At 61.2% G+C, this 15,142-nt stretch carries 23 protein-coding genes; 20 read left to right on the top strand and 3 right to left on the bottom strand.

What is annotated here, in order from left to right; translation table 11 throughout:
* Window positions 1-105: 105 nt before the first annotated feature.
* Together istB and istA are read right to left on the bottom strand one after the other, a co-directional pair.
* Window positions 106-894 carry an IS21-like element helper ATPase IstB gene (gene istB / locus DXA43_RS03595; protein WP_117648567.1) on the bottom strand — a complete coding sequence of 263 codons (789 nt, stop codon included), beginning with the start codon at window positions 892-894 and terminating at the stop codon, window positions 106-108.
* A complete protein-coding gene (gene istA / locus DXA43_RS03590; RefSeq protein WP_117655710.1) occupies window positions 891-2,129 on the bottom strand; it encodes an IS21 family transposase in 1,239 nt (412 codons plus the stop codon). Before istA ends, istB begins: the two co-directional genes overlap by 4 nt.
* A gap of 228 nt (window positions 2,130-2,357) precedes the next feature.
* Between istA and DXA43_RS03585 the strand changes: the two genes are divergently transcribed.
* On the top strand, window positions 2,358-2,756 hold the full coding sequence (locus DXA43_RS03585) for a transposase (RefSeq protein WP_158564935.1): 399 nt from the start codon (window positions 2,358-2,360) through the stop codon (window positions 2,754-2,756).
* Between the two features lie 119 nt (window positions 2,757-2,875).
* On the opposite strand, the gene yqeC is transcribed toward DXA43_RS03585, so the two are convergent.
* Window positions 2,876-3,613, bottom strand: a complete 738-nt coding sequence (gene yqeC, locus DXA43_RS03580; protein WP_117757077.1) for a selenium cofactor biosynthesis protein YqeC — start codon at window positions 3,611-3,613, stop codon at window positions 2,876-2,878.
* 102 nt (window positions 3,614-3,715) lie between these two features.
* Between yqeC and yqeB the strand changes: the two genes are divergently transcribed.
* From yqeB to DXA43_RS03485, 19 genes are all read left to right on the top strand, one after another.
* Window positions 3,716-4,510, top strand: a complete 795-nt coding sequence (gene yqeB, locus DXA43_RS03575) for a selenium-dependent molybdenum cofactor biosynthesis protein YqeB (protein ID WP_117806275.1) — start codon at window positions 3,716-3,718, stop codon at window positions 4,508-4,510.
* Between the two features lie 9 nt (window positions 4,511-4,519).
* The gene (locus tag DXA43_RS03570; protein WP_117806274.1) at window positions 4,520-5,563 is read left to right on the top strand and encodes an XdhC family protein; all 1,044 of its coding nucleotides are present in this window, start codon (window positions 4,520-4,522) and stop codon (window positions 5,561-5,563) included.
* 325 nt (window positions 5,564-5,888) lie between these two features.
* Window positions 5,889-6,446: a 50S ribosomal protein L5 gene (gene rplE, locus DXA43_RS03565; RefSeq protein ID WP_006235260.1), complete on the top strand. Its 558-nt coding sequence runs from the start codon at window positions 5,889-5,891 to the stop codon at window positions 6,444-6,446.
* 79 nt (window positions 6,447-6,525) lie between these two features.
* The gene (locus tag DXA43_RS03560) at window positions 6,526-6,711 is read left to right on the top strand and encodes a type Z 30S ribosomal protein S14 (RefSeq protein ID WP_022094280.1); all 186 of its coding nucleotides are present in this window, start codon (window positions 6,526-6,528) and stop codon (window positions 6,709-6,711) included.
* A 119-nt stretch (window positions 6,712-6,830) separates the two neighbouring features.
* The gene (gene rpsH / locus DXA43_RS03555) at window positions 6,831-7,229 is read left to right on the top strand and encodes a 30S ribosomal protein S8 (protein ID WP_006235262.1); all 399 of its coding nucleotides are present in this window, start codon (window positions 6,831-6,833) and stop codon (window positions 7,227-7,229) included.
* Window positions 7,230-7,262: 33 nt separating this feature from the next.
* Complete coding sequence (gene rplF / locus DXA43_RS03550) at window positions 7,263-7,799, top strand: 50S ribosomal protein L6 (RefSeq protein WP_006235263.1); 537 nt, start codon at window positions 7,263-7,265, stop codon at window positions 7,797-7,799.
* A 75-nt stretch (window positions 7,800-7,874) separates the two neighbouring features.
* Window positions 7,875-8,243, top strand: coding sequence for a 50S ribosomal protein L18 (rplR, locus tag DXA43_RS03545; protein ID WP_006235264.1), 369 nt, complete (start codon window positions 7,875-7,877; stop codon window positions 8,241-8,243).
* Between the two features lie 14 nt (window positions 8,244-8,257).
* Entirely contained in the window at window positions 8,258-8,782 is a 525-nt protein-coding gene (rpsE, locus tag DXA43_RS03540) for a 30S ribosomal protein S5 (protein WP_055252236.1), read from the top strand.
* Between the two features lie 2 nt (window positions 8,783-8,784).
* The gene (gene rpmD / locus DXA43_RS03535) at window positions 8,785-8,967 is read left to right on the top strand and encodes a 50S ribosomal protein L30 (protein WP_006235266.1); all 183 of its coding nucleotides are present in this window, start codon (window positions 8,785-8,787) and stop codon (window positions 8,965-8,967) included.
* Between the two features lie 3 nt (window positions 8,968-8,970).
* Window positions 8,971-9,420: a 50S ribosomal protein L15 gene (gene rplO / locus DXA43_RS03530; protein WP_006235267.1), complete on the top strand. Its 450-nt coding sequence runs from the start codon at window positions 8,971-8,973 to the stop codon at window positions 9,418-9,420.
* Complete coding sequence (gene secY, locus DXA43_RS03525; RefSeq protein WP_089573561.1) at window positions 9,414-10,700, top strand: preprotein translocase subunit SecY; 1,287 nt, start codon at window positions 9,414-9,416, stop codon at window positions 10,698-10,700. Before rplO ends, secY begins: the two co-directional genes overlap by 7 nt.
* A gap of 18 nt (window positions 10,701-10,718) precedes the next feature.
* Window positions 10,719-11,345, top strand: a complete 627-nt coding sequence (locus DXA43_RS03520; protein ID WP_055252238.1) for an adenylate kinase — start codon at window positions 10,719-10,721, stop codon at window positions 11,343-11,345.
* Entirely contained in the window at window positions 11,342-12,130 is a 789-nt protein-coding gene (map, locus tag DXA43_RS03515) for a type I methionyl aminopeptidase (RefSeq protein WP_006235270.1), read from the top strand. Before DXA43_RS03520 ends, map begins: the two co-directional genes overlap by 4 nt.
* Before the next feature lie 104 nt (window positions 12,131-12,234).
* Window positions 12,235-12,453, top strand: a complete 219-nt coding sequence (gene infA, locus DXA43_RS03510) for a translation initiation factor IF-1 (RefSeq protein ID WP_035137443.1) — start codon at window positions 12,235-12,237, stop codon at window positions 12,451-12,453.
* 150 nt (window positions 12,454-12,603) lie between these two features.
* A complete protein-coding gene (gene rpmJ / locus DXA43_RS03505) occupies window positions 12,604-12,717 on the top strand; it encodes a 50S ribosomal protein L36 (RefSeq protein ID WP_006363204.1) in 114 nt (37 codons plus the stop codon).
* A 14-nt stretch (window positions 12,718-12,731) separates the two neighbouring features.
* The gene (gene rpsM, locus DXA43_RS03500; protein WP_022094275.1) at window positions 12,732-13,106 is read left to right on the top strand and encodes a 30S ribosomal protein S13; all 375 of its coding nucleotides are present in this window, start codon (window positions 12,732-12,734) and stop codon (window positions 13,104-13,106) included.
* A 14-nt stretch (window positions 13,107-13,120) separates the two neighbouring features.
* Window positions 13,121-13,525 (top strand): 30S ribosomal protein S11, encoded by a 405-nt coding sequence (gene rpsK, locus DXA43_RS03495; protein ID WP_006235274.1) that lies wholly within the window; start codon window positions 13,121-13,123, stop codon window positions 13,523-13,525.
* Between the two features lie 19 nt (window positions 13,526-13,544).
* Entirely contained in the window at window positions 13,545-14,141 is a 597-nt protein-coding gene (gene rpsD / locus DXA43_RS03490) for a 30S ribosomal protein S4 (protein WP_006235275.1), read from the top strand.
* 32 nt (window positions 14,142-14,173) lie between these two features.
* A complete protein-coding gene (locus tag DXA43_RS03485) occupies window positions 14,174-15,115 on the top strand; it encodes a DNA-directed RNA polymerase subunit alpha (RefSeq protein ID WP_006235276.1) in 942 nt (313 codons plus the stop codon).
* The last annotated feature ends 27 nt before the right edge of the window (window positions 15,116-15,142 follow it).

The following is a 15,142-nucleotide window of genomic DNA, read 5'->3' as shown; positions in this document are numbered from 1 at the left end:
TGTTAGCGTCAATATATTTTTCACCATTTTCACCAACGTATTTTCGCCAATCGCGCCAACGCGGATGCGCCGGATCCGCCAACGCGGATGCGCCGCTTTCGGCGTCTAGGCTCCCTCCTCCTTCCCGTCCTCACCGCCGATGGATACGTCCTTCAGGCGGTACGACCGCCCCGTTATCTTGATCATCGCGCAATGGTGGCAAAGCCTGTCGGCCACCGCCGAGGCCGTGACGTTGCTGCCGAACACGTCGCCCCACCTGCCCACCGGCACGTTGGTCGTGACGATGGTCGACCGCTTTAGCGCGTAGCGCCTGTTGACCAGCTGGAACAGCAGGTCGGCGCCCTCCTTGCCGATATCGAGGTAGCCGAGCTCGTCTATTATCAGCAGGCTGCAGTGCTCGTAGAACCGCATCCTGCGCGCCAGCGCCTCCTTCGCCGAGGCGTGCTTGAGGTCCTCGACCAGCCTCGAGCAGTCGGCGAAGTACACCTGCTTGCGGGCCATCACCGCCTCGTGGCCTATGGCTATCGACAGGTGGGTCTTGCCGACGCCCGGGCTGCCGACGAGCACGACGTTGTCGCCGCGGTCGATGAACTCGAGCGTGGCCAGCTGCTCGACCAGCCCGCGCGGCACGCTCGGCTGGAAGCCCCAGTCGAAGTCGGCCAGCGTCTTTATGTAGGGGAAGTTGGCCATCCTCGTGCGGCGCTCGTCGTCGGCGCGCCGCTTGAGGGCTATCTGGGCGTCGGTGAGCTCGAGCATGGCGTCGACCAGGCCCTTCCTCCCGTCGGCGACGAGCCTGACGTACTCGGGCACCGACGACGCCATGCCCTCGAGCCCCAGCTCCTCGAGGTTGGCCGCCAGGCGGTTGAGGGGGCTGGCCTGCACGGCGGCGCTCACAGCGAGCCCCCTATCGAGTCGAGCAGGCCGAGGTTGGCCGCGGCGGCCGCCTCGATGTCGCCGGCGGCGTCGCCGAACCACCGCTTGCCGGCCATGGCCTCGGCGTAGTGCGCCGGGTCGTAGGCCGGCCCGCCCGCCACGTGCGTGGCCACCAGCTCGCCGCCGACGTAGCAGTCCATCGCGCCGCCGGGCATGCAGACGATGCGGGCGGGCCTGCCGATGCAGCGCCGGGGCACCGACATGGGCTCGCCGTGCGCGCTCACCAGCATCGTGGCCGGCACCCTGGCCACGCGCACCACGTCGCCCATCGCCTCCTCGAGGGCGCGCAGGTTGCCGACGGGCAGCAGCGCGTCCTTCTCCTCCATGAACAGCGCGGAGGGCGGCAGCCCCGTGGTCTCGTTGGGCTCGGAGTTGCTGGCGTCCTCGATCCGCGCGACGATCTCGTCGATGTCGTCCCAGCCGTCGAAGTCGCCCTGGTAGGCCATGAGCCGCGACAGGAAGCGGTTCGACGACTCGACCTTGCCCTTCGTCTGGGGGCTGCGCGGGCGGCACAGCTTCAGCTCGAAGCCGGCGGCCTTGGCGAACTCGTATGCGCGCTGGACCTTGAGGCGCCGGCCGCCCTTGACCGTCACCAGGGCGGACATGTTGTCCGTGACCCACTCGCGCGGCACGCCGCCGAGCCTCGCGATCGTGGCGTACATGCACCTGACCAGGTCGTCGGTCGTCCTGGTCCTCGACCGGATGAATATGTGCCTGCGGGAATGGCCCAGCGTCGCCGCGAACACGTTGAACTCGAACAGCTCGCCGTCGCGGTTCGCCATCTTGACGGACTCCTTCCAGTCGAACTGCAGCTGCAGTCCGGGCGGCGTCTCGAAGCGCGGGTGCGGCTCCGGGCCGCCGGAGGCCCCGACGGCGATGCCGTTCTTGCGCATGAACTGGGTGAAGGCGTTGTAGCCGGCCAGGTCCTCGCCGGGATACCTGTGCAGCAGCCACTCGTGGATGCCCTTCTTGGTGACTCCCGGCAGCTGCGCCTTGGCGGCCACCTCCTCGATGTGCGCGTCGAACGAGCCCGCCCTGTCGCCGCGCCCGTCGTGGGGCCGCCCGCCCTCGGCCCTCCAGTACGACGCCACGGTGTGCCTGTCCTTGCCGTAGCGCTTCGCTATGTCGCTGAAGTTGGGCTTTATGCCCGCTTCCCTGTACATGTCCAACTCTCCGATCAGGTTCTTCTCCGCCACGGCCCGCTCCTCCCGAAAGCATCGTTCGCTCGTCGATCGAAGCGTAAGCCCCGGCGTTGGTGGAAATGGTGAAAATGCGTTGGCGCAAATGGCGGGATTGCGTTGGCATGATTGGTTGTTGAGCGTTGGTCAAAATGGTTGTTTTTACAGTAGCGCTAACACGCGGTCCGGATACTCGCCCGGGAGATAGCCTCCCTCGACGCCGACATCGAGGAACTCGACTCGCTCGTGGCCGACTCGCTGGCGGGAGACGAGGTCTACGAGTGCCTCCTCACGGTGCCCGGGATCGGCCCCAAGACCGCCGCGGCGCTGGTGACGTCGATCGACATATCCGCGTTCAGGGGGCACGACGAGCTCGCGAGCTATTGCGGCGTGGCGCCGTCAGACAGGCGCTCCGGGAGCAGCATCAGGTCGACGTCGCCGCAGCACGGCGGGAACAGGCAGCTCAAGAACCTGCTCATATTCAGCTGCAACTCCCTCATCGGCACGGACAACAGGTTCGGGAGGTACTACGGGGAGTGCAGGGCGAGGGGGATGAGGCACAGCAAGGCGCTGAAGGCGGTCGCGAGGAAGAGGCTCAAGGTCATTTACGCGATCATGCGCGACGCCGTCCCGTACGCGGCCTAGCGGGCGGCGGGATCAACCAAAGAGGAAACCAAGCGGGGGCGCCTGGCGCCCGGATGCGTCATGCCGAAATGGCGCGAAGCACGCGGTTGACAAAACCATAGAGACACGTCCCAAATTTGCTACCCCTGGAGGCTGGTGGCGATGAGGGGGCGGCCGAGGGCTGCCTCGAAGCAATCTGCCATCGTTGGATCGGCAAGCGTGTCGACTTGGTTGAGCATGATGCGGGCATTGTCGAGGTTCAGCATCTGCAGCTCGGCATTGAGCACCATGGCGACGCGCTCTGGGGTGGCAGCGTCGGTGGGCTCGCAGCCGCAGCGCTCGCAGAAGAGCTCGGGGCGGTGGACAACCTTGGCGACGGGCTTGCCCAGCCCTGAGGCGCCGACGACCCAGACAACGTTTGCCGTGGCGGCGGGAATTACCGGCTCCCAGGCGGCATGCGCCTTGAGCGGGAGTCGCTTGCTGCCATCTGCCTCGGCCAACACATAGTCAAAGCGCTGCGCCAGCTGGTCGAGCGGCTCAGCGGGGGCGGAGAGCTTGCCTGTCTCCGGGTCCAAGACGCCTGCCTGGCAGATGCTTCCGCGCACAAGGCCCGCGCAGGCCTCGCAGGTGCAGCCGGGGGCGTGTAAGGCACCTGGCTTCCAAGGTGCGGCGTCCAGGCGACGATTCGACCCGTCCCATGGCACGCCGGCAACGGGAAGCATATACGTGGTGGTACAGAGGAGCACGCGGCCGCCAGCGCGCATGAGCTCAAGACCCAGCGTCTTGAGCAAGGTCGACTTGCCGCCGCTGCCGATAATCGCGGTAATGCCCGGCTCGATCCTGAGCGCCGAGGCAAGATTGCCGCTAACCGTTTCCATCTGTTCACCGCCGTATAATACTGTGATAATAAATAATCATCAGAGTAGCGGTCGAACCGCTTTTGCTCTGCTCAAACCGTAGCACAGGGAGGTGCCCCGGGAATGCTCGTTTATGTTCGCGGCGCCGGCGATATCGCCACGGGTGTCGCTGCCCGTTTGGTGCGCGCCGGCGTGTCGGTTGTCATGGCCGATATTGCGGTTCCCACGTGCATCCGCCGCACAATCAGTTTTTGCGAGGCCATTCGCCTGGGCGAGGTCCAGGTCGAGGGCATTCGCGCTCGCTTGGCACAGACGCCGGCTGAGGCGCTTGCGATTGCCGAGGCTGGAGACGTCGCCGTTGTGGTAGACCCCCAGGCCAAGATGATCGGCGAGCTGAAACCCGCGGCTGTGGTCGACGCGATTTTGGCTAAGCGCAACTTGGGCACCACGCGCGACATGGCGCCCGCCGTCATCGCCGTGGGGCCGGGCTTTACCGCGCCGGTTGACTGCGACGCCGTGGTCGAGACCATGCGCGGGCATTTTCTCGGCCGTGTCATTACCCAAGGTTCGCCCCAGCCTAACACGGGCGTGCCGGGCATTATCGCCGGCTATGGCAAGGAACGTGTTATCCACAGCCCCGCCGCCGGCGTGTTTCGGTCCGACCGCGCAATCGGCGACATCGTGAGCGCCGGAGACGTGATTGGCTACGCGGGCGATACGCCCATGTGCACGCAGATCGATGGCTGTCTGCGCGGGCTTTTGGCGAACGGCGTGCAGGTGACTGAGGACTTTAAATGCGCCGATGTCGATCCGCGCGGCGACGCCAGCTACATCAACTATATTTCGGACAAGGCGACATCGGTCGGCGGCGGCGTGCTCGAGGCACTCGCTATGCTCACCGATGTCTTTAGAGGATAGAAGGCGGCAATGGAAAAGCTCGATGTTGTGAATGCGGCGCTTGCCGCCCTGCGTGCTGGCGAGACGTGCGAGCTCGTGGTCGTGGCCGGTACGGCGGGGTCATCACCACGCGGCGTGGGCGCCTGGATGGCCGTCTTTGCCGATGGCAGCCAAGCGGGCACCATCGGCGGCGGCAAGATTGAGCTTTTTGCGCTGGACGAGGCGCGCGAGCTGCTGGCCGCAGGGCAATCGCGTCTGGTCCGCTACACCATGGGCGGCGAGAACTCCGATACCGGCATGATCTGCGGCGGGGCCATCTGCCTGTGCTACCTGCATCTGGACTCGACCCAGGCACCGTTGTTCCAGTCGGTTGCCGACGTCTTGGCCTATCGGCGCATCGGCGACTTCGTCATCGACTTTGAGCCGTTTATCGCGAGCGCGCTCGAGGGCGATGTGGTTGAGTACCATGGCGAGACATCGCGCCATACCATTGCCGGCTGCCCCGAGCTTTCGCTGGTGGAGGAGGGGAGTAAGGTCACCTACACCAACGCCGCCTCCGAGATTCCCCCGGCGCACATCGAGACGCTCTGCCCCGAGGGCCTGACCTATATCTTTGGCTGCGGCCACGTGGGCGCTGCGACGGCGCGGGTGCTCACGGCGGCGGGCTTTGCCGTTGTGGCGTGCGATGACCGCCCCGGCACGCTGACGCCCGAATGGGTGCCCGGTGTCTACGATCGTCGCCTGGTCGATTACAAGAACCTGAGCAAGCAGTGCCCCATCGGCCCGCGCGACTTGGTGGTCGTGGCCACAGCAGGCCACAAGTCCGATATCGACGTGGTGATTCAGGCCATGCGCGCTAAACCCGCCTATCTGGGCTGCTTGGGCTCGCGCCGCAAGACGGCCTTTGTGCGCGCCCGTTTGGAGCAGGAGGGCTTTACGCAGGACCAGATCGACGGGCTGCACCTGCCAATCGGCGTTGCCATCGAGGCCGAGGATCCCGAGGAGATTGCCATCTCCATCGCTGCCGAGATGATTCACCTGCGCCGCACCAAGCTCGTCCCCCGCAAGCGCTAATCGCATCCCCATATATGAGTTGCGGTGAAATACGGACTATTAAAGCCTGTTAAGCCGTCAAACGGTCCCTATTTCACCGCAACTGCCATTTTCCTCCGTCCCCTAGGGATCAATATGTGCGGGGGAGTTGTGGAGTTGTGCAGGCAGACGAGGTTTTTCTGGAAATACGCTCCCGATGCGCGTATAGTACCGATTGTTTTGTCGGCTCCTGCTGCGTCGAGTCCAAACCGCGAAATGCCATGAGCGGCGCGGATGCAGCCAGGAGGCACGAGGACAACCCATCGTGGCCACGCCCCGTGCTTAAAACCCCAAGAAGGAGTGAACAATGGCAGAAGAGAAGTATGTGCCGCGTCTGAAGACCAAGTACAACAACGAGGTCAAGCAGCAGCTTCAGGACAAGTTCCAGTACGAGAACGTCATGATGATCCCCAAGTTTGAGAAGATCGTCGTGAACATGGGTGTCGGCGAGGCCGCTACCGATTCCAAGGCCATCGACGGTGCCGTGCGCGACCTGCGCGCCATTACCGGTCAGCAGCCGATGATCACCCGTGCCCGCAAGTCCATCGCTACCTTCCGCCTGCGCGCTGGTATGCCGATCGGCTGCAAGGTTACCCTGCGTGGCGACCGTATGTGGGAGTTCTTCGATCGTCTGACCTCTGTCGCAATCCCCCGTATCCGCGACTTCCGCGGCATCTCCGCCAAGAGCTTCGACGGCCGTGGTAACTTCTCCATGGGCGTCACCGAGCAGCTCATCTTCCCCGAGATCGACTTCGACTCCGTCGATCACCAGCGTGGTATGGACATCACTTTCGTGACCACCGCCAACACCGATGAGGAGGCCAAGGCCCTTCTGGACGCCTTCGGTTTCCCGTTCAAGAAATAGGTTCACCTGCCCTATGAGCGCCGTTCCCAGAAGGGGGCGGCGCTTGGGGCGAACAATACTCTATGTGAGGAGGATATAAGTGGCTAAGACATCGATGATCGTCAAGTGCAATCGCAAGCAGAAGTTCTCTACTCGTGAGTACACGCGCTGCCAGCGCTGCGGCCGTCCGCACTCTGTGTACCGCAAGTTCGGCCTGTGCCGTGTCTGCTTCCGCGAGCTTGCACTCAAGGGCGAGCTTCCCGGCGTTAAGAAGGCCAGCTGGTAAGTCACTACCAGCGTTTCAAGCATCAGTTTGGAACAGGGAAAACGCGCTAAAAAGGCTTTGCCGTTAAGGGCGGCGAAGAACCAAGAGCACGTGTTCATCAAGAACGAAGGAGAATCTGTATGAACCTTACAGACCCGATCGCAGATATGCTTACGCGCATCCGTAACGCTAACTCTGTGAACAAGGCCACGGTCTCCATGCCGAGCAGCAAGAAGCTCGTCGAGATCGCTCGTGTTCTGCACGAGGAGGGCTACATCGAGGGCTACGATGTCGAGGACACCGTTCCCCAGAAGACTCTGCACATCACGCTTAAGTATGGTCCCAAGAAGGCTAAGGTCATCAACGGCATCCGCCGCATTTCCAAGCCGGGCCTGCGTAAGTACACCGGCGTTGCCGACATGCCCCGCGTCCGCGGTGGCCTTGGTACCGCCATCATTTCCACCAGCCATGGCGTCATGACCGACCGCGATGCTCGCAAGCACAACGTCGGCGGCGAGATCATCGCTTACGTCTGGTAATTCGCTCGGTAGGTAGAAGGAAAGGAGATCACCGTGTCTCGTATCGGTAATAAGCCTGTCCAGATTCCCGCCGGAGTCGAAGTGGCAGTCAACGGCAACAACGTTGTCGTCAAGGGCCCCAAGGGCCAGCTCGAGCTCGATGTCTTTGAGAAGCTCGCTATCAACGTCGAGGACAACGTCCTCACCGTTTCCCGTCCCGACGACGAGCGTGAGACCCGTGCCCGCCACGGCCTCACCCGCGCCCTCATCCACAACATGGTTGTTGGCGTTTCCGAGGGCTTCGAGAAGAAGCTCGAGCTCGCCGGCGTCGGTTACCGCGTGCAGCAGAAGGGCAAGAACCTCGAGTTCTCCCTGGGCTTCTCGCACCCCGTGATCGTCGAGGCTCCCGAGGGCATCACCTTCGAGGTTCCCGACAACACCCACGTGAACGTCAAGGGTATCAACAAGCAGCAGGTCGGTCAGATCGCCGCTGAGATCCGCGGCCATCGTCCTCCCGAGCCTTACAAGGGCAAGGGTATCCACTACGTTGGCGAGCACATCCGCCGCAAGCTGGGTAAGGCCGCCAAGTAGTCGTAACCGACTCACTCGCATAAGACCAGCACCCCGTCAGGTGCTGGCAAGATCAACCTTTTTAGGAGTTTACGTATGAACAAGCATAAGGCGAAGCTGGAAGGCCTCAAGCGTCGTCAGCGTCGTGTTCGCGGCAAGGTCTCGGGTACCTCCGAGCGTCCGCGTCTTCGCGTGACCCGTACTAACGCCAACATCTATGCCCAGATCATCGATGACAGCAAGGGCTCCAGCCTGACGCTCGTCTCTGCCTCGACCCTCGAGGCCGAGTTCAAGGGCACCCACACCTCGAACAAGGAGGCTGCGGAGAAGGTCGGTCAGCTCGTTGGCAAGCGTGCCATCGAGGCCGGCATCACCAAGGTCGCCTTCGATCGCGGTGGCCGTATCTACCATGGCCGCGTCAAGGCCCTCGCCGACGGTGCTCGTGCCGCCGGTCTCGAGTTCTAGGAGGTATGTAGCACATGGCTCGTAATCAGAAGCAGCAGCGCGAGGCCTCCGAGTTCGAGGAGCGCGTCGTTTACATCAACCGCGTGTCGAAGACCGTCAAGGGTGGTCGTCGCATGAGTCTCGTCGCTCTCGTCGTCGTTGGCGACGGCAAGGGCAACGTCGGCGTTGGCATGGGCAAGTCCGCTGAGGTGCCCCTGGCCATCTCCAAGGCGTCTCTCGATGCCAAGAAGAACATGTTCCACGTGCCGGTGACCGAGCAGGGCACCATCCCGCACGAGGTTCTCGGCCACTTTGGTGCCGGCCGCATCATCATCAAGCCCGCTGTCGAGGGTACCGGCGTTATCGCCGGCGGCGCTGTGCGTCCCCTCTTCGAGCTTGCTGGCATCAAGAACGTCCTGTCCAAGTCCCTCGGTACCGACAACGGCCTCAACATCATCAAGGCTGCCGTCGAGGGCCTCAAGGAGCTCTCCAGCCCTGAGGACGTCGCGGCTCGCCGTGGCCTGACGGTCTCCGAGATGTTCGTCGGTAAGGAGAACTAAGCATGGCTGACACCATCAAGATCAAGCAGGTCCGCAGCACCAACGGTTGCAAGCAGGACCAGGTCCGTACTGTCCGTGCCCTCGGTCTCCACAGGATCCGCGAGGTTCGCGAGATTGCTGACAACGAGTCCGTCCGCGGCATGATCTTCAAGGTCAAGCACCTTGTCGAGATTGTAGAGGAGTAGCAAATGCAGCTTCACGATCTTACTCCCGCGCCCGGTTCCACCAAGAACCGCAAGCGCGTCGGCCGTGGCAATTCTTCGGGTCACGGCACCACTTCTGGCCGCGGTCAGAAGGGCCAGGGCTCTCGCTCTGGTGGCACCAAGGGTGCCGGCTTCGAGGGTGGCCAGACTCCGCTGGCTATGCGCCTGCCCAAGCTTCCGGGCTTCCGCAATCCCCGTCGTATCGAGTACACCGCTGTTAACGTTGAGCGTCTCGAGCGTAAGTTCGAGGATGGCGCTGTGATCGACGGTGCCGCTCTTAAGGCCGCTCGCATCACCAAGAGCGAGTTCGAGCCCGTCAAGGTGCTCGGCAATGGTGAGCTCACCAAGAAGTTCACGGTCAAGGTCGATAAGGTTAGCGCTTCTGCGCAGGCCAAGATCGAGGCCGCCGGCGGAAAGGTCGAGCTGCCGTGCTAAATGGTCTTAAGAATGCTTTCCGCATCAAAGAATTGCGCGAAAAGATTCTTTTTACCATAGCTATGCTCGTCGTGTACCGCATTGGTGCGCACGTTCCTGTGCCCGGCATTCCCTTCCAGGGGATGCTGGGCCTTTTCTCGACCGATAACAATTCGGTCGCCGCAGGTGCTATGGCCCTCCTGAATCTTTTCTCTGGCGGCGCGTTGAGCTATGTTTCGGTGTTTTCGCTGGGCATCATGCCTTACATCACCAGCTCGATCATCCTCCAGATGCTCCAGGCCGTTGTGCCTTCCCTGCATGAGCTTGCCCGCGAGGGCGAGGTCGGTCAGACCAAGATTACGCAGTATTCGCGTTACCTCACCCTGGCTCTGGCAATCCTCAACTCCGTGGGTTACCTCTTCCTCTTTAAGAGCTTCGGCATCAGCTTTAATGGCGCCGGCGCTCCCGAGATCATCTTCGACCTCATGGTCGTCGGCACGCTCACCGCGGGCGCCATGCTGATCATGTGGATTGGTGAGCTCATCACCCAGCGCGGTATCGGCAATGGCATGTCGCTGATCATCTTTGCGAACATCATGGCCGGTCTGCCGCAGGCTATCTTCTCCAGCACCGAGGGCAATGCCGGTGGCATCATCACCATGGTGATCATCTGCGCCATCATCCTGCTGGTTATCCCGCTGATCGTTTTCCTTGAGCGCGGCCAGCGCCGCATTCCGGTCTCCTACGCCAAGCGCGTCGTGGGCCGTCGCATGATGGGTGGACAGACCACCTACCTGCCCATCAAGGTCAACACCGCGGGCGTCGTGCCGATCATCTTCGCTTCGGCGCTGCTGTACTTCCCGGCTCAGATTGCCGTGTTCTTCCCCGGCATCGGCTGGATTCAGGCAGTTGCCTCTGCGCTTTCGACCGGTTGGCTCAACTGGGTGCTTAACGTTGTCCTCATCGTGTTCTTCGCGTACTTCTACACCTCCATGGTGTTCAACCCCGATGACACGGCCGACAACCTTAAGAAGCAGGGCGGCTTTATTCCGGGCGTGCGTCCGGGTAGGGCTACCGCGGCCTACATCAAGAACGCGCTCAACAAGATCACGCTTCCCAGCGCTGTCTTTTTGGCGCTCATCGCCATCGTGCCTTCGATCATCTTCTCCTTCACGGGTAACCATCTGATCCAGGCATTTGGCGGCACGTCCATCCTCATCATGGTCGGCGTCGTGCTCGACACGGTCGATAAGCTCGAAGGCCAGATCAAGATGTATGATTACGATGGATTCTTTAAATAGGCTAGAGGAGGATTGCTCATGAACCTCGTATTGCTCGGAGCTCCGGGTGCCGGTAAGGGCACCGTCGCACAGGAGCTCGTCGCCGAGTTTGGCGTCGCTCACATTTCCACGGGCGACCTGCTGCGTGCTGCCGTCAAGGGTGGCACCGAGCTTGGTATTCAGGCTAAGAAGTACATGGACGCTGGCGAGCTCGTCCCCGACCAGCTCGTGATCGACCTTGTCAAGGAGCGCCTTGCCGCCGATGACGCCCAGCAGGGCTTCATCCTCGACGGCTTCCCGCGCAACACCGCCCAGGCTGTGACGCTCGATTCCGAGCTCTCCGCCATGGGTCGCGAGATCGACTGCGCCCTTCTGGTCGACGTGGCCCCCGAGGTCATCATCGATCGTCTGTCTTCGCGTCGCACCTGCCGCGCCTGCGGTTACACCGGCACGGCTGCCGATGCTACCTGCCCCAAGTGCGCAGGCGAGATGTATCAGCGCGACGACGACAAGCCCGAGACCATCAAGAACCGTCTCGACGTCTACGAGAAGTCCACGAGCCCGCTCGTCGACTACTATCGTGGCCAGGGTCTGCTCAAGTCGGTCAACGGTGACCAGGCTCGCGAGACCGTGTACGGGGATGTCAAAGAGGCTCTCGGTCTATGATCAAGATTAAGTCTGCAACGCAAATCGAGCAGATGAAGAAGGCAGGAGCGCTATCTAAGATGGCGCTCCGCCACGTTGGAGCCATGGTGCGCCCTGGTGTTTCGACCTTTGAGCTCGATCAGCTCGCGGAGCAGATTATCCGTATGCATGGCGGCACCCCGGCCTTTAAGGGTTATGGCGGGTTTCCCGGTACCATTTGCGCATCGATTAACGATGCCGTGGTCCACGGCATTCCCAACCCCGACATGATCCTGCGCGATGGCGATATCATTTCCATCGATACGGGTGCCGTTGTCGACGGTTGGGTCGGCGATAATGCTTGGACGTTTTTTGTCGGCACACCCACGCCCGAGGCCAAGGCCCTGTGCGAGGTTACGCGCGATTGCCTTAAGGCTGCCATCGAGCAGGCTGTTCCCGGTAACCATATCGGGGACGTCGGTTATGCCGTTCAGTCCCTCGCTGAGTCTCACGGTTACGGCGTGCTTCGCGACTATGTGGGCCATGGCATTGGCCGCGTGATGCACGAGGACCCCAACGTTCCTAACTATGGAAAGAAGGGGAGGGGCGTTCGCCTCCAGGCTGGCATGGTCATTGCCATCGAGCCGATGGTTACGATGGGTTCCAACCATGTGAGCACGGGCTCCGACGGTTGGATTGTTACGACCAACGACCACCTGCCCGCCGCGCACTACGAGAACACCGTCGCCATTACCAATGACGGTCCGGTGATTCTCACCACCGACGCGCAAGGTGCTTGGTGTTCGCTCCAAGGCGGAGAAATGTAACAAGTTTCATTTAGTTGTGGAGCCATTACGAAGTTATTACGATGCGTGCATACGTGTTGTAGAATACTCAATCGCTGTCGTTTTCTAGAGAAAGATGATTGCTTGTGAAGAAGGAAGACGCAATTGAGCTCGAGGGTACGGTAAAGGAACCGCTGCCCAACGCCATGTTTAAGGTCGAGCTCGAGAACGGTCATTCGGTTCTGTGCAACATTTCTGGCAAGATCCGAATGAATTACATCCGTATTCTCCCCGGTGACAGGGTTGTCGTGGAGCTTTCCCCGTACGACCTGACCCGCGGCCGCATCACCTATCGCTACAAATAGCGGCACGCATACACGCACTCCATTTCCGACTGCAGGCTTAGCTCAACCTACGGTCGGATTGTGTGTGAAGACCAGCCATAGTTTTAAACGCCTGCGGCTGGGCGAGTAGATAGTAGAGAAGTAGTTTGAGCGCTACCGAAAGGAAGAACGATGAAGGTACGTCCTTCGGTCAAGAAGATGTGCGATAAGTGCAAAATCATTAGGCGCCATGGCAAGGTCCTCGTTATTTGCGAGAACCCCCGTCATAAGCAGCGTCAGGGTTAAGAGAGGAGACTACGTTGGCCCGTATTAATGGTGTCGACCTCCCGCGTGAGAAGCGCGTTGAGATCGGTCTGACCTACATTTACGGCATCGGCCGCACCACTGCGACGAAGATCTGCGTCGAGTGCAACGTTAACGTGGATACGCGCGTTAAGGACCTCACCGAGGATGAGGTTAACGCCATCCGCGATTATATCGATAAGAACCAGATCATGGTTGAGGGCGACCTCCGCCGTGAGCGCAACCAGAACGTCAAGCGCCTTATGGACATCGGCTGCAACCGCGGCCTTCGTCACCGCAAGGGCCTCCCGGTCCGCGGCCAGCGCACCCACACTAACGCTCGTACCCGCAAGGGCCCGAAGCGTCAGATCGGTGCTAAGAAGAAGAAATAAGGAGCGCTAGATAGATGGCTACTGCTAAGAAGAACGTTCGCGCTGCCCGTCTGAAGCGCGCGGACCGTAAGAACATTTCCGTGGGCCAGGCTCACATTCGTTCTACGTTCAACAACACGATCGTTTCGATCACCGATCCCCAGGGCAACGTCATTTCCTGGAAGTCGGCTGGCCAGGTGGGCTTCAAGGGCTCCCGTAAGTCCACGCCGTTCGCTGCCCAGATGGCTGCCGAGGCTGCTGCCAAGCAGGCCATGGAGCACGGTATGAAGAAAGTTTCCGTCTTCGTCAAGGGCCCCGGCTCCGGTCGTGAGACCGCCATCCGCTCCCTCCAGGCTGCTGGCCTCGAGGTCTCGAGCATCCAGGACAAGACCCCCATCCCGCACAACGGCTGCCGCCCCAAGAAGCGTCGCCGCGTGTAACTGAAAGGATCGTATCAATATGGCAATCGACAGGACTCCTGTTCTTAAGCGCTGCCGTCAGCTCGGGATCGATCCCGCTGAGCTCGGTTACAGCAGCAAGAAGGAATCTATCCGTCAGCCCAAGCGCCGTCGCAAGGAATCTGAGTACGGCATGCAGCTGCGCGAGAAGCAGAAGGTCAAGTTCATCTATGGCGTTCTGGAGAAGCAGTTCCACGGCTACTTCAACAAGGCCCGCAAGATGAACGGCGTCACCGGTGAGAACCTCATGATCATCCTTGAGTCTCGCCTCGACAACGTCGTCTTCCGTCTTGGCTTCGCCCGTACCCGCAAAGAGGCTCGTCAGTCCGTCCGTCACGGTCACTTCACCGTGAACGGCAAGCGCGTGGACATCCCGTCCTACCGCGTCAAGGCCGGCGACGTCGTCGCTGTCGGCGAGAAGTTCCGTGACCTCCTCCCCATCAAGGAGGCCCTGATTTCCTCCGAGCGCTTTGAGGTCCCTGGCTGGCTCGAGGTCGATATCGAGAAGCTGTCTGGTAACGTGCTCGCTCTGCCGACGCGTGAGCAGATCAGCGGTGATATCAACGAGCAGCTCATCGTCGAGCTCTACTCTAAGTAGTCCATCCGGGCTGCTGAGGCTGGAGGTAATACATGTCAGAATTCATTAGGCCTCAGGTTCAGGTCGAAGAGATCAACGAGACGTCTGCTCGTGTCTCCGTCGAGCCGCTCGAGCGTGGTTACGGCGATACGCTGGGTAACTCCCTTCGTCGCGTTCTTCTGTCCTCGCTCGAGGGTGCCGCCGTCGAGGCTATTCAGATCGATGGTGCGCAGCACGAGTTCATGACCATCCCTAACATGGTCGAGGATGTCACCGACATCGTCCTGAATGTCAAGGGTCTTGTCTTCAGGGCTCTCGGCACGACCGACGAGGCGACCGCCACCATCTCGGTTGACGGCCCCTGCGAGGTCACCGGTGCGGACTTCTTTATTCCGTCCGAGTTTGAGCTGGTCAACCCCGAGCAGCACATCGCTACGCTCACCGAGGGTGGCCATCTCACCATGAGCATGCGCATCGGCTATGGCCGCGGCTATGTTTCTGGCGAGGCCAACAAGCGCGACAACGATCCCATCGGTGTGATCCACGTCGACTCGCTGTACTCGCCGGTTTCCCGTTGCGCCAAGCTCGTTGAGGCTTGCCGTGTCGGTCAGCACACCGACTACGACCGCCTTGTCCTCGAGATCGAGACCAACGGCTCCATCGCCCCGCGCGACGCCGTGGTCCAGGCTGCCAATATCATCAACCAGCATATGGCCGCCTTTATGAACCTTGCCGAGACCCCCGAGGTCGAGGAGGAGGCTTCGATCTTCGCTCCCGAGGTCACCAACGACAACGCCGAGCTGGACAAGCAGATCGAGGATCTGGACCTTTCCGTCCGTTCCTACAACTGCCTTAAGCGCGCCAGCATTCACTCGGTCCGTCAGCTCGTTGAGTTCTCGGAGAACGATCTGCTCAACATCCGTAACTTCGGTGTTAAGTCGATCGAGGAAGTGAAGGACAAGCTTGAGTCCATGGGCCTGAGCCTGAAGGCTTAATGCTTCGCATATTTGAGGAGAAACTAG

It is taken from the genome of Collinsella sp. OF02-10 (assembly GCF_003463445.1).
Classification (GTDB): Bacteria; Actinomycetota; Coriobacteriia; order Coriobacteriales; family Coriobacteriaceae; genus Collinsella.
The sequence above is the reverse complement of the archived record's forward strand: the minus strand, read 5'-3'. Positions and strand labels throughout refer to the sequence as shown.